This is a genomic window from Azorhizobium sp. AG788 (assembly GCF_004364705.1).
Classification (GTDB): Bacteria; Pseudomonadota; Alphaproteobacteria; order Rhizobiales; family Xanthobacteraceae; genus Azorhizobium; species Azorhizobium caulinodans.
This window is the reverse complement of sequence record NZ_SOBM01000006.1, coordinates 80,797-93,478: the sequence shown is the minus strand read 5'-3', so window position 1 is coordinate 93,478 and position 12,682 is coordinate 80,797. Positions and strand designations below refer to the sequence as shown.

12 protein-coding genes are annotated in these 12,682 nt (G+C 67.6%); 7 read left to right on the top strand and 5 right to left on the bottom strand.

The window, feature by feature from the left end; genetic code table 11:
* Position 1: 1 nt before the first annotated feature.
* Both DFO45_RS16465 and DFO45_RS16460 read left to right on the top strand, forming a co-directional pair.
* A complete protein-coding gene (locus tag DFO45_RS16465) occupies positions 2 to 1,129 on the top strand; it encodes an FAD-dependent oxidoreductase (protein WP_133865994.1) in 1,128 nt (375 codons plus the stop codon).
* Positions 1,130 to 1,205: 76 nt separating this feature from the next.
* A complete protein-coding gene (locus DFO45_RS16460) occupies positions 1,206 to 2,351 on the top strand; it encodes a DSD1 family PLP-dependent enzyme (RefSeq protein ID WP_133865742.1) in 1,146 nt (381 codons plus the stop codon).
* An 18-nt stretch (positions 2,352 to 2,369) separates the two neighbouring features.
* Here the strand turns inward: DFO45_RS16460 and DFO45_RS16455 are convergent, their stop codons facing one another.
* From DFO45_RS16455 to DFO45_RS16445, 3 genes are all read right to left on the bottom strand, one after another.
* The gene (locus tag DFO45_RS16455) at positions 2,370 to 3,182 is read right to left on the bottom strand and encodes a PhzF family phenazine biosynthesis protein (RefSeq protein ID WP_133865741.1); all 813 of its coding nucleotides are present in this window, start codon (positions 3,180 to 3,182) and stop codon (positions 2,370 to 2,372) included.
* A 20-nt stretch (positions 3,183 to 3,202) separates the two neighbouring features.
* Positions 3,203 to 3,826, bottom strand: coding sequence for a glutathione S-transferase family protein (locus DFO45_RS16450; RefSeq protein ID WP_133865740.1), 624 nt, complete (start codon positions 3,824 to 3,826; stop codon positions 3,203 to 3,205).
* Between the two features lie 123 nt (positions 3,827 to 3,949).
* Entirely contained in the window at positions 3,950 to 6,133 is a 2,184-nt protein-coding gene (locus tag DFO45_RS16445; protein ID WP_245518142.1) for a lytic transglycosylase domain-containing protein, read from the bottom strand.
* 274 nt (positions 6,134 to 6,407) lie between these two features.
* Here DFO45_RS16445 and dapA point away from each other — a divergent pair, with 274 nt between their 5' ends.
* From dapA to DFO45_RS16430, 3 genes are all read left to right on the top strand, one after another.
* Positions 6,408 to 7,307, top strand: coding sequence for a 4-hydroxy-tetrahydrodipicolinate synthase (gene dapA / locus DFO45_RS16440; protein WP_133865738.1), 900 nt, complete (start codon positions 6,408 to 6,410; stop codon positions 7,305 to 7,307).
* 90 nt (positions 7,308 to 7,397) lie between these two features.
* The gene (gene smpB / locus DFO45_RS16435) at positions 7,398 to 7,877 is read left to right on the top strand and encodes an SsrA-binding protein SmpB (protein WP_043878992.1); all 480 of its coding nucleotides are present in this window, start codon (positions 7,398 to 7,400) and stop codon (positions 7,875 to 7,877) included.
* Positions 7,878 to 7,884: 7 nt separating this feature from the next.
* Positions 7,885 to 8,412, top strand: coding sequence for a GNAT family N-acetyltransferase (locus DFO45_RS16430; protein ID WP_133865737.1), 528 nt, complete (start codon positions 7,885 to 7,887; stop codon positions 8,410 to 8,412).
* Between the two features lie 40 nt (positions 8,413 to 8,452).
* Here DFO45_RS16430 and DFO45_RS16425 read toward each other — a convergent pair whose 3' ends face one another.
* Positions 8,453 to 9,247, bottom strand: a complete 795-nt coding sequence (locus tag DFO45_RS16425; protein WP_043878993.1) for a DUF1217 domain-containing protein — start codon at positions 9,245 to 9,247, stop codon at positions 8,453 to 8,455.
* A 173-nt stretch (positions 9,248 to 9,420) separates the two neighbouring features.
* A complete protein-coding gene (locus tag DFO45_RS16420) occupies positions 9,421 to 10,218 on the bottom strand; it encodes a DUF1217 domain-containing protein (RefSeq protein ID WP_166657157.1) in 798 nt (265 codons plus the stop codon).
* A 400-nt stretch (positions 10,219 to 10,618) separates the two neighbouring features.
* Between DFO45_RS16420 and DFO45_RS16415 the strand changes: the two genes are divergently transcribed.
* Complete coding sequence (locus tag DFO45_RS16415) at positions 10,619 to 11,179, top strand: peroxiredoxin (protein ID WP_043878995.1); 561 nt, start codon at positions 10,619 to 10,621, stop codon at positions 11,177 to 11,179.
* Between the two features lie 142 nt (positions 11,180 to 11,321).
* Positions 11,322 to 12,677 carry a hypothetical protein gene (locus DFO45_RS16410; RefSeq protein ID WP_133865734.1) on the top strand — a complete coding sequence of 452 codons (1,356 nt, stop codon included), beginning with the start codon at positions 11,322 to 11,324 and terminating at the stop codon, positions 12,675 to 12,677.
* Positions 12,678 to 12,682: the final 5 nt, after the last annotated feature.

The window sequence follows — 12,682 nt, the reverse complement described above, 5'->3', positions numbered from 1 at the left end:
GATGGCGCGGCCGGATGTCTTGATCATCGGCGGCGGCCTGCATGGCTGCTCAACGGCCCTGCATCTCGCCTGGCGCGGCGTGAAGGCGCTGGTGATCGAGAAGGACCATGCCGGCCGCCACGCCTCGGGCGTCAATGCAGGCGGGGTGCGGCGGCTCGGCCGCGCCTTCGCGGAAGTGCCGCTCTCCGTCGCCTCCATGGAGCTCTGGCATTCCATCCGCGATCTGGTGGACGACGACTGCGGCTTCGAGAGTCTCGGTCAGGTGAAGGTCGCCGAGGATGAGGGCGACCTTGCGCTTCTCGCCGAGCGGGTCGCCAGGCTCAATGCGCTGGGCTTCACCCATGAGGAATTGATCGGGCAGGATGAGTTGCGGACGCTCCTGCCCGCCGTCTCGCCCCATTGCGTGGGTGGCATCGTCTCGCGGGCGGATGGGGCGGCGCTGCCCTTCCGCACCGTGCTCGCCTTCCGCAATGCCGCCATCCGCTTCGGCGCCACCTTTCTGGAAGGCCGCCCGGCGGGGCTGCCGGAGCGGCGGGGCGGCCTCTGGCGGGTGAAGGTGGGGGACGAGACGCACGAGGCCCCCGTGCTGGTGAACGCCGCCGGCGCCTGGGCGGACCGCATCGCGGCGGCGCTGGGCGAGCCGGTGCCGCTGGAGGTGATCGCTCCCATGCTGATGATCACGCTGCGGATGCCACCTTTCGTGAAGCCGGTGGTGGGCGCGACGCGGCGCCCGCTCTCGTTCAAGCAATATGCCAACGGCACGGTGCTCATCGGTGGCGGGCATCGCGGCATTGCGGATCGCGACACCAACCGCACGTCGCTCGATTTCGGCAAGCTCGCCTTCAACGCCCGCACGGCGGCGGAGATCTTCCCCATCATGGCGGAGGCGCAGATCAACCGCGCGTGGGCGGGCATCGAGGCGCGGATGCCCGACGACATCCCCGTGATTGGACCGAGCCTTCAGGCCGAAGCCGCCTATCACGCCTTCGGCTTCTCCGCCCACGGCTTCCAGCTCGGCCCCATCGTGGGCAGCATTCTCGCTGAACTCATCACCACGGGCGCCAGCAACCTGCCCATAGCGCCGTTTTCTATCGGCCGGTTCGCCGCCCCAGTGGCGCAGGCGGGATGAGGCTTTTCACGCGCGCCGGGCCGTTCTAAATGCGGGTTAGGGCCGTCCTTGCCCTGCCCAAAGAAAGCCCCGCGCCATGACCGTCGCCGCCGCCCTCGCCGACCTTCCCACCCCCTGCCTCATCCTCGATGAGGCGCGCATGCTGCGGAACATCGCCCGGCTCAAGGCGCATCTGGACGGCCTCGGCGTTGCGCTGCGTCCGCATCTGAAGACGCTGAAGAGCGTGGAGGCCGCCCGCCGTGTGCTGAAGGACGGCAATGGCCCCGCGACGGTCTCCACACTGAAGGAGGCGGAGGTGTTCGCCGCCGCCGGCGTGCGCGACATCATCTATGCGGTGGGCATCGCCCCGCAGAAGCTGCCGCGCGTGATCGCCCTGCGCGGCGCCGGCTGCGATCTCGCCGTGGTGCTGGATACGCGCGTGCAGGCTGCGGCGGTCGCCGCCATGTCGCGGGCCGTGGGAGACGCCATTCCGGCGCTGATCGAGATCGACTGCGACGGCCATCGCGCCGGTCTCAAGCCGGATGATCCGGAGATCGTCGCCATCGGCCGCATCCTGCACGAGGGCGGCGCGCAACTGCGCGGCGTGCTCTGCCATTCCGGCGGCAGTTACGGGCAGGTGGGTCCCGAGGCGCTCGCAGACTTTGCCGAGCAGGAGCGCGCGGCGATTGTGGCAGCCGCCGAGACCCTGCGCGCCGCCGGTCTGCCGTGCCCGGTGGTCAGCGTCGGCTCCACCCCCACCGCCCATTTCGCCCGCGATCTCACCGGCGTGACGGAAGTGCGCGCCGGCGTCTATGTCTCCCAGGATCTGGTGATGGCGGGCATCGGCGTCTGCACGCCGGACGATATCGCCCTCTCGGTCCTTGCCACCGTCATCGGTCACCAGAGCGAGCGCGGCTGGACGCTGGTGGATGCGGGCTGGATGGCCCTCTCGCGGGATCGCGGCACTGCGGCCCAGGCGGTGGATCAGGGCTATGGCCTGGTGTGCGACGTCGAGGGACAGGTGATCCCGGATCTCATCGTGGTGGGCGCCAATCAGGAGCACGGCATTCTCGGCCTGCGGGCAGGCAGCACGGCCACCGCGCCGGACCTGCCCGTGGGGGCGCAGGTGCGCATCCTGCCCAACCATGCCTGCGCCACCGCCACCGAGTTCGACGATTATGCGGTGCTGCCGGCGGACGGCAGCGCCCACATCGCCCGCTGGTCCCGCTTCCGGGGCTGGTGAGGGATCGTCAGGCCCGGCTCACGTCCGGGCCTGCCGTTTCGTCTCAGTTCCATATTCCGCCGTGCCTTCGAGGAAGAAGACGCACGCGCCCTCGATGAGCACGCGGTCATCCGAAAGGCGGCAGGTGAGGTCGCCGCCGCGCGCCGAGGCCTGATGGCAGGCGAGCGTGCTGCGGCCGAGGCGTTCCGCCCAGTAGGGCACGAGGGTCGTATGGGCCGCCCCCGTGACCGGGTCCTCGGGAATCCCCTTGGCGGGGGCGAAGTAGCGGCTGACCACATCATAAGCGTTATCGCCCGGCGCGGTCACGATAAGGCCGGGCCGGTCGAGCGCGGCGATGGCGGCCATATCGGGAGAAAGCCCGCGCACGGTCGCGGCGTCCGCAAGCACGGCCATGTAGGTGAAGGGATTGATGCGCACCTCTTCCGGCGCCGCGCCCAGCGCGGCCGCGACGCCCGGCATGGCGATGGGCTCGCTGCCGCGCGCCGGGAAGTCCAGCACATAGCCCGTGCCGCTTCGGGAAACGGGCAGGGCGCCGCTGGCGGTGTGGAATGTCACCGAAGCACGCCCCGGCTCCAGCCGCTCCATCACCACCGACGCGCTGGCAAGCGTGGCATGGCCGCAGAGCGGCACTTCCACCTTCGGCGTGAACCAGCGCAGGTGATAGTCACCGCCCTCTCTCACCAGAAAGGCGGTCTCTGAGAGGTTGTTCTCGGCTGCGATGGCGCGCAGCGTTTCGTCTTCCGGATAGGCCTCCAGCAGCATCACGGCGGCGGGATTGCCGGCGAAGCGGCGCGTGGTGAAGGCGTCGACCTGGAACAGCGGGGCTTTCATGGGAGGGGCTCGGATCAGGATCAGTCGTAGGTGGCGGCCATGTAGGCCCGCCCGGCGGGGCGCTCCGCCAGCCGAGCGTAGTAGGCGGCGGCGTGCGTGAAGTCCGGGCGGGGAATGGGCGCCCGGAACCAGCGGTGCAACGAAAGCCCGATCACGATGTCGGCCACCGTGAAGGTGGCACCGCAGATGAAGGCGCGTCCGTCGGAGAACTGGCCGTCCAGCAGGGCGACCATGCGCGTCCATTCGGTGATGGAGGCCTCCACCTGTTCCGGTGTGCCGGCGTCGGGCCGGTTGCGCATCAGCACGAGGAAGGCGGTGCGCCAGGCGGTGTTGAACTCGGTCGCCTGCCAGTCCATCGCGGCGTCCACCTGGGCCCGCGCCACCGGATCGGCGGGCAGCAGGTCGGGGCGGCCATATCGGGCGGCGAGATAGCGCACGATGGTGTTGCTCTCGGTGAGCACCGCATCGCCATCCACGACGACCGGCACAAGCCCCTTGGGGCTCAGAGCCTGGAAGGCGGGATCGGAGGTCGGACGGAAGCCGGCGCCCCAGTCTTCTTGCGTGTAATCAAGTCGGATCTCGTCGCAGGCCCAGAGCACCTTGCGCACGTTGATGGATTGCCGCTTGCCGAGGATGCGGAGCATGAAGGGCCACCGTGTCGCTGATCACAGCGCCCGCGAAGCGCGGGCGCGGCAAGGTGGCGCCGGGGGCGGTCGCGTGCAACGGGAACATTGCCCTCGGAGCAATGGGGTGGATGCGGCCCGTCCTCAGCGGGCGGCCACCGGCTGGGCGCGGTCCGAGCCGAAGCGGGCGCGGTAGACGAGATAATTCTCCATCACCCGCTGCACGTAATTGCGCGTCTCGGAATAGGGGATGAGTTCCACCCAGTCCACGGGGTCCACATCCGGCGAGCGCGGGTCGCCATAGCGGTCGATCCATTTGCGCACCGAGCCCCGACCGGCGTTGTAGGCGGCGAAGACGAGGGCGGTGTTGCCGCCGTAATTCTCCATCAGCTCGCCCAGTTCCGCCGCGCCGAACTGCACGTTGTAGGACTGGTCGTTCATCAGGCGGGCCTCGTCATAGGCAACGCCGGTCTTCTTCGTCACCTCGCGGCCGGCCTCAGGCGTCACTTGCATCAGGCCCATGGCCTTGGCGCTGGAGAGGGTGCGGGGGTTGAACTGGCTCTCCTGCCGGGCCACCGCATAGACCATGGCCCGGTCCACCGGATTGCCGATCGAGGTGTAGTTCGGGATGCCGAAGGTGGGGAAGGCGGCGGCGTCCAGCGGATGGCCCTCGGCCACGCTCTCCTTGCCCACCACCAGCGCGCCGCGCGCGTCATTGTTCTCCTGTGCCAGCTGGTAGAGCATCTGGAGGTGGGAACTGTCCTCCATGCGCCAGGCAAGGTCGTAGAGAATGGTCATGGCGGTGTCGCGGTCGCCCAGCGCATAGAGCAGGCGCACCGCCTTCACGGGCTCGATGCGGTCGAAGGTGGCGCGGGCCTGCATGCCGCCGTCCGGCGCACGGCGGAGGGCCACGGCCGACAGGCCCAGCCGCTGGCGGGCGAGCTGCCCGTAATAGGTGGTCGAATACTGCGCCGCGTGCTCATAGTGCGACCGTGCCGAGCCAGTGTCGCCGGCCGCCTCCGCCGCGCGGCCCTGCCAGAAGAAGGCGCGGGACAGCGTGATCGGGTTGCTCTGGCCGTGGGCGATGCGCGAGAAATGCGCCTGCGCCGTGCGCGGGTCCTTCAGGAAGGCGAGGGCGATCCAGCCGGCGGTGAACTGCTGCTCCGCGCGATAGTTGGAGGCGTCCGGAATGGCGCCGGTGGCAGCCACGCGATAGGCGGTCTTGGGATCGCCCGCATCCAGCAGTTCGCGGGAGACGAGGCGGCGCTCGATCCACCATTCGTCGGTGTCGACCAGCACGTCCGGGCTGGCGCTGGCCGCCTGAAGCAGCGCGGAGGCGGCTTCCGCGTCTTTGCCGGCGCGGCGGGCAAGCTGGGACTTGGCGAACAGATAGGCCGGGTCGTTGGCGAGCGTGAAGGGCACCTGCGACAGCAGGCGGGCGCCTTCCGGTGCCTTTTTCGCGATGGCGAGCCGGGCCTGCGTCAGCAGGACCACGTCCGAGCCGGCGCGGGCGGCGGCGCGCATCGCACGGGCCTGATCGGGCTTGTAGCTGTAGCGGTCGGCGCGGGCCTTGTGGTCGGCGCGGGTGAGCAGGACGCCGAATTCGCCCAGCACCTGATTCTCGGTGTTCTCGGTCAGATCATCGTTGCGCCAGGCGTCGCGGATGAGTGCGGCGGTCGTGTTGCGGTCGCCGGAGGCGGCCATGGCGCGGGCGAGCGCAATCTTGCCCTCGCCGGAGATCGGGTCCTGTTCCGAGAAGAAGGCGCGGACGGTGGCCGGATCCTTGTTCTCCGCCAGCAGCACGCGCTCGGCGCGGCGGCGCAGGGTGCCGGGCGTCGGCCAGCCCGGTTTCTCGCGCAGGAAGGTGGCGATGTTGGTGAAGCCGTAGTCGTTCGGCGCGTTGCGGATGACCAGCCAGACGACCAGGTTGCGCGCCACGGGGTCTTCCAGCTGGCGCGCCATCTGGAGCGCTTCCGTGCCGCGGCCGGCCTTGGCGGCGATCACCGCATTGCGCAATTCGCCGAGTTCGCCGGTGGCGATGGCGGCGGTGGGGGCGAGCGTCAGCGGCGCGGCCTTGGGTGCCGGGCGGGCGGCCACGCCGCGGCCGGGGCCATGGGTCGCAGGCTTGGCGGCGGCCTTGGATTTGGCGTCCGGCTTCTTCGCGTCTTTCTTGGCGTCCTTCTTCGGGTCCGCCTTCTTCGCGTCCGTCTTCTTGGTGTCGGTTTTCTTGGTGGGGGCGTCGCTGTCCTGGGCCGCCATGGCCGGCGGCGCCACGGCAAGCGCCAGGGCGAGGGCGGTGCATGAGAGCAGGAGACGGACAGACGGCATCATTTTTCCTCACGGCTCAGCGCCGAAGCGGATCCGGCGCCGATCTTGGGCGAGCCGCATTGACGAAACGCTAACTACCCTGCCGCACCGATACGGGCAGAAACGTGACGCTGCTATCCTGAGGCGAGTTCGCGCGGCGATCAACGCCCCGTCCCGGCGGGCGCAGGAACCGCTGGGGCCTTTCGCTGACGCGGACAACGCTGTATCTGTCGCGGTCCGCTTTGCCCCGCGCCAAGGGGGCGGGTGCGTTCATAACCCAGAACAAGGCCCTGCCATGTCTTCCGCTTCGCCCAACGCTCTGTTCCGTGGCTCCTTTACCGCGCTCGTGACGCCGTTCCGCGATGGGGCCCTGGACGAGAAAGCGTTCCGCGATCTCGTGGAGTGGCAGATCGCCGAGGGCACCAACGGCCTCGTGCCGGTGGGCACCACGGGCGAAAGCCCGACCCTGACCCATGACGAGCACAAGCGCGTGATCGAATGGGCGGTGTCGCAGGCCGCCGGCCGCGTGCCGGTGATGGCCGGCGCGGGCTCCAACGATACGGCGACCGCCATCGAGTTTTCCCAGCATGCCGAGAAGGTCGGCGCGCAGGGCCTGCTCGTGGTCACGCCCTATTACAACAAGCCCTCGCAGGAGGGCCTGTACCAGCACTTCGCGGCCATCGCGAAGGCGGTGAGCCTGCCCATCTTCATCTACAACATCCCCGCCCGCTCGGTGATCGACATGAGCGTCGAGACCATGGCGCGTCTGCGCGAGTTCCCGAACATTGTCGGCATCAAGGACGCCACCGCCAACATGTCGCGCGTGTCCCTGCAGCGCCAGACGCTGGGCAAGGACTTCATCCAGCTCTCGGGCGAGGACATTACCGCGCTGGGCTTCAACGCCCATGGCGGGGTGGGCTGCATCTCGGTGACGGCGAACGTTGCCCCGCGCCTGTGCGCGGAGTTCCAGGCCGCCTGCACCAGGGGCGATTATGCCGCCGCGCTCGCCATCCAGGACAAGCTGGTGCCGCTGCATACGGCGCTCTTCGTTGAAACCAACCCGTCGCCCACCAAATATGCCCTGTCCGTTCTGGGCAAGATGGCCGAGGACGTGCGCCTGCCCATGGTGCCGGTCTCGGAGCCGACCAAGGCCGTGGTGAAGAGCGCCATGGTCCATGCCGGCCTCATCAACTGATCCTGCGCCGGGCCGGATGGCGACATCCGGCCGCGTCCGCGCTGCCGAGGGCGGGGCGCCACCCGTGCCCCGTCCCGTTTCGAGAGTGTGATGGCTGAGAAGAAGAAAAAGGAGCTGCCCCGCAAGGTGGTCGCCGACAACCGGCGGGCGCGCTTCGACTATGACATCGGCGAGGTGTTCGAGGCGGGCATCGCGCTGAAGGGCACCGAGGTGAAGGCGCTGCGCACCGGCAAGGCGACGATCCACGAGAGCTATGCCGGTGGCAAGAATGGCGAGCTGTGGCTCTTCAATTCCTACGTGCCGGAATATCTGGAAGCCAACCGCTTCAACCACGAGCCGCGCCGCCCGCGCAAACTGCTGATGCACAAGCGGCAGATCCACAAGCTCACCGTTGCGGTGGAGCGCGAGGGCATGACCGTGGTGCCGCTGAAGATCTATTTCAACGAGCAGGGCCGGGCGAAGGTGGAAGTGGCGCTCGCCAAGGGCCGCAAGGCCCATGACAAGCGCGAGGCGGTGAAGGAGCGGGACTGGAACCGCGACAAGGCCCGCCTGATGCGCGATCGCGGCTGAGCCCGCCATGTCGGTCGGCCCCGTGATCCGCCGCGCCGGCCCGGTCGACGCCGGGCGTCTCGGGGCGGCTGGCCCGGCACTTTATGCGGAAAGCTACGCCTTTCTCTGGGACGACGATGCGGCCTATGCCGCGCAGCTTGCCACCTTCGGGCCGGACGCCTTCGCAGACCTGTTGGCCCGCGACGATGCGCGTGTGTGGCTCGTGGAGGATGATGGCGCGCTGCTTGGCTTCCTGTCGCTGCTTCTCGGCGTGCCGGAGCCCGTGACGGGCCGGTCGGCCGGCGCCGAGGTGCCGCGCATCTATCTGGCGCGGGCAGCGACAGGGCAGGGGCTGGGCCGCCGCCTGCTGGACGAGGCGGCCGCCTGCGCGCGCGATGAAGGCGCGGGCTATCTGTGGCTCGATGCCATGGAAACGGCGCCTTGGGCGGTGCGCACCTATCAGAAGTGGGGATTTGCCGAGATTGGCCGCATGCCCTTCAGCCGGCCCGTGAAGGCCGGCCATGGGACGCTTGTGGTGCTCTCGCGCGACCTTTAGACCACTGCGGCCGGCGCAGGGCCGCCCGACGCTGGCGGGATCAGCCGCCGTACTTCAGGCCGATGATCGAGGACGCGGCGCCGCTGCTGACGGAGCTGCGCGAGCTGCTGGTGTTGAACAGGGTCAGGATCGGGTTGTTGGCGGCGGTGTTGTTCGTCGCGTCCCAGATCGCCGCGAAGCGCTGGAGCAGCTTGTTCACCTTCGTCGGGTCCTGAAGATCGTTGACGTTCAGCTTCGCATCCACGATCCGCTTCTGCTGAGCGATGTCCACCTTGCCCATGTTGTCAGGCAGGTTGAACACCGTCTTCACCACCTTATAGAGGGCCGGGTCGCCGAGGATGCTGTAGGCCGACTTGATGGTGGCGGCGTTGCGCTTGAAGTAGAGCGCCAGCTGAACGCCCTGGTCCGTCTGCCCCAACTCCGTCTCGATGGACTGATTGAGGTAGTATCCAACCACGTCGTCGGCCGTGGCCGGAACGGTGGTCAGAGCGTTGGTCGGGTTCAGGTTGGAGAAGGCGCGGGCGAACACCTTGAACTTGTCGTCCGCCAGCTTGTTCACGAAGCTGGAGGAATCGGACAGGTCGCTGTTCAGCACCTTTTTCATATAGGCCTTGGCGTTGGCCATCTCGCTGAGGCCGAACGCATTCATGGCGAAATTGAAAAGGCGGTAGTTGCCGACGAACTCGTCGACGGTTTTGACCTTGGTGATGTTCGCCCTGAAATAAGCGATGTCGTTCTTGACGATCGGCTCCGCAGCCTTCGTCTTGAGCGCCATGGCACTGTTCTTCTGGTAATAATTATAGGTCGCGAACGTCGACCCGAAATCGATAGCCATGGCTGACAGTCCCCACCGTCTCCAACGCATTGTCGTGGCACCGGGGGCCTGTGTCCAGCCCGCAGGCGCGCCAGAGCGCGCGGCAGGAGAACGCAAGTCCTGAAACCACGGCTGCATCCTGCACGATGCGGCTGGCGCGAGGCTTGCGTGAAGCTGTCGTCCGGCGGAGGCGGTCAGCCGCCGTATTCGAGATCGAGGATGTTGCTGGATGCGCCCGAGGCCGACGCGTCGGAGCCGCCGTCGGAAAAGAGCTCCAGCACCGGATCGCTGCTGGCGGCGCTGCTGTTGGTGGCGTCCCAGACGGCGGAGAAGCGGTCGAGCAGGGCGGAGACCTTGGTGGGGTCCTGAAGGTCCGCGATGTTCACCTTGGACTCCACCAGGTCCTTCTGCTGGTTGATGTCGATGGAACCGAGGCTTTCCGGCAGATCGTAGACGGTCTGAACCACCTTCCAGAGCTGGCTGTCGCCGAGGATCGAATAGCCGGAGGTGATGTTCGCGGCGTTGCGCTGAAAATAGAGCGCGAGCTGCGTGCCCTCGTCCTGCTGGCCCACGTCGGTTTCCAACTGCTGTTCCAGATAGCTGTTCACGACCTGCTGGGTCGTGGCGGCCGTATAGCTGGCAGCGGAATCGTTGGGATTGAGATTGGCGAAAGCCTTCGCGAGGTTCAGGTAGCGCTGGTCGTTGAGCTTGTAGACGAGGCTGGAGGAATCCGAGAGATCGCTGCTGAGGACCTGCTTCACCAGGGCCTTGGCGTTGGTTTCATCCGAGAGGCCATAGGCGGTCATGGCATAATTGAGCAGGCGATAGTTGTTCACGAAGTCGTCCACGCTCGTGACCGACCCGATATTGGCCTCGTAATAGGCCGTATCGCGGGCCACCTCGGGCTGGGCGGCTTCCTGCTTCAGGGCCGTATCGCTGTTCTTGGAATAATAGTTGAAGGTCGCGAATGTCGACCCAAGATAGATGCTCATGGCCCCGCTCCCCAGCCCCGGTGGCGGCTCCCGCCGCATGACCTGTTCCAGCGCAGTGAGATTAATGGCGAGGCGCCTTGTGCTCACCACACACTAAGTTGAGGGTCGTCGCCTGTCCTTTCGTCATCTGACCTAACGGCGTGGAACGGTGTATTCGGGACGCTGCGGCAAGCAGGGATACTTTCCGAGATTGGACGGATATTTTTAATCCGGCCGTAATCTTCAGGCCGTTGCGGCAGGTTTGCCGTGCATCTTTCTGCAAGGTCTGCGCAAGCCTTCCATGTTGCGCGCTCGATGCGAGGCGCTGACGGTGCGGCCGGAGGCGGGCAAACCTCTGGCGGCGGTGTCAGGCTGCGCTACAATCGGGCGCGTTTGGATACCGTCACCCGGAGCATGTCAGATGAGTGCCCTCGATCCCGCCGCCTTGCCCGTGCCCGAGGATGACGGCGCCGCAGACCACCTGCCGGGGCTGGAGCTGCCGATCATCCGGCTCATGGGCACCCATGGCCATCCGGTGGACCTCTCCGACCTGTCCGGTCGTGCGGTGGTCTATGTCTATCCGCGCACCGCGCGGCCGGGCGAGCCGCCGCTGGAGGGATGGGACGAAATACCGGGCGCCCGCGGCTGCACCGTGCAGTCCTGCGCCTTCCGCGACCATCTGGAGGATCTGCGGGCCGTCGGCATCGAGCACGTCTTCGGCCTCTCGGCGCAGGACACGGAACATCAGAAGGAAGTGGCCACACGCCTCAACCTGCCGTTTCCGCTGCTATCCGACCATGGCCTGCAACTGGCCCGCGCCATCCGCCTCCCCACCTTCGAGGTCGGCGGACTTAAACTCCTCAAGCGGCTCACGCTGGTCGTGGAAGATGGGGCCATCGCCCACACCTTCTATCCCGTGTTTCCGCCCGAGGAGAGCGCGCGGCAGGTGGTCGAGTTCTTCCGGACCTATGACAGGGGCTGACCGGATCATTCGACTTCTCCCTGGAGGTTGCGGGTTAAGGCATTGAGGGAGCGATGGATTTATCGCTTCTCTCCACCCTCTGTCCGGAGCTAGCCTTCGCCTCCCGCCAGGTCTGCGGACCTGCGCAGACAGGGAGACGCATATGCTGGATCCGACGCCCCCCGACATGCAGGCCCTTGGTGCGCTCCGTCCCGGCGATCCCGCCGAGAAACTGGCAGCGGCCGTCGGCTCCCGCTGGCGGGCGCCGCTTCCCCATGAGGGCGGGTGGGTGCGCTACCTGGACCGCTCGTTCCACGTGACCGCGCGCCTTGATCGTGGGGGCCGGCTGGGGCGGATCGAGTTTCGCGGAAATTTCGATCCGGCGGTCTCCATCGCCGGCCTGCGGGTGCGCATGCCGGAGGCGGAACTCGCCGCCGTCGCGCCGGATCTCCATCTCTCCAAGCTGCCGGAGGGCGGCGCGCCCTATCGCTTCGGATCGCGCGACCTGCCGAACGGCGCCCGCCAGTTCGTTGAGACGGGCTATGGCAAGGTGCAGCGCATCCAGCTGTTCCATCCGAAGGCCGTCTATCCCTCCTGGCGCGATCTCAGCCTCACGCCGCCCTCCGCCGCCTTCAACGTGCACGTCGTTCCGGGTCTGAAGCCGCGCGGCAGCGACGCGCCGGAGGGCTGGTGCTGCGGCCTGCCGCGGGGCATCACGCCCGGGCAATGGCCGCTGTCCACCGAGACCGGTCTGCCTCTGGAGCACCACTTCACCGTGCGGGTGCCGGAGCCCTACCGGGTGCATGGTGCGCAATATGTGGCGCTCGCGCTCTTCAGCGACACCACCACGGAGAACCGCAGCGCGCCGCAGGTGCTGGACGTGATGACCATGGCCATGGACGGACGGGCGCTGCCTGAGGCGCCCGATCCGGCGATCGCGCCCTTCGTGGCCTCTCTGCGCAACCGCCATCCCATGGAGTTCCGCTCCTACGACATCCTCTATTCCACCCATGCCGCCATCTGGCTGACCGAGGCGGAGTTCAACGGACCGGAGTGCGAGCCGCCGGAGCCGATCCGGACCGCAGCCAATGAGGACGCACAGTGGCAGGACTGGCGGCAGACGACAGCGGCCCAGCGCCTGTTCGGCTGGAATGGGCAGGAGCCGTTCGATAGCGACTATTATCTGCATCGGCTGGCGGGCCGCCCGCCGGAAGGCCCCTGGGACATTCTGGCCCTCAGCATCACGCCGGCGGAGGATCCCAATGCCGGGCGTGAGCCGGTGGACTTCGGGGAGGGGCATAATCCCGACGGCTATGTGCCCGCCTTCACCGAGGAATGGGATCGTCTCGGGCTCGAGCTGAAGTATGACGACCTCCAGTTCGGCGGCACCGTGATCACCGGCGACGGCTTCGACGAACTGTCGCCCTTCTTCCTGGTCATCCGTGAGACCGCGGGCATGTGGAACCTTGCGGGTCACGCGGTGCCGTTCGATCTCGTCTCCATGCGCACGCTGTTCTGACGGGT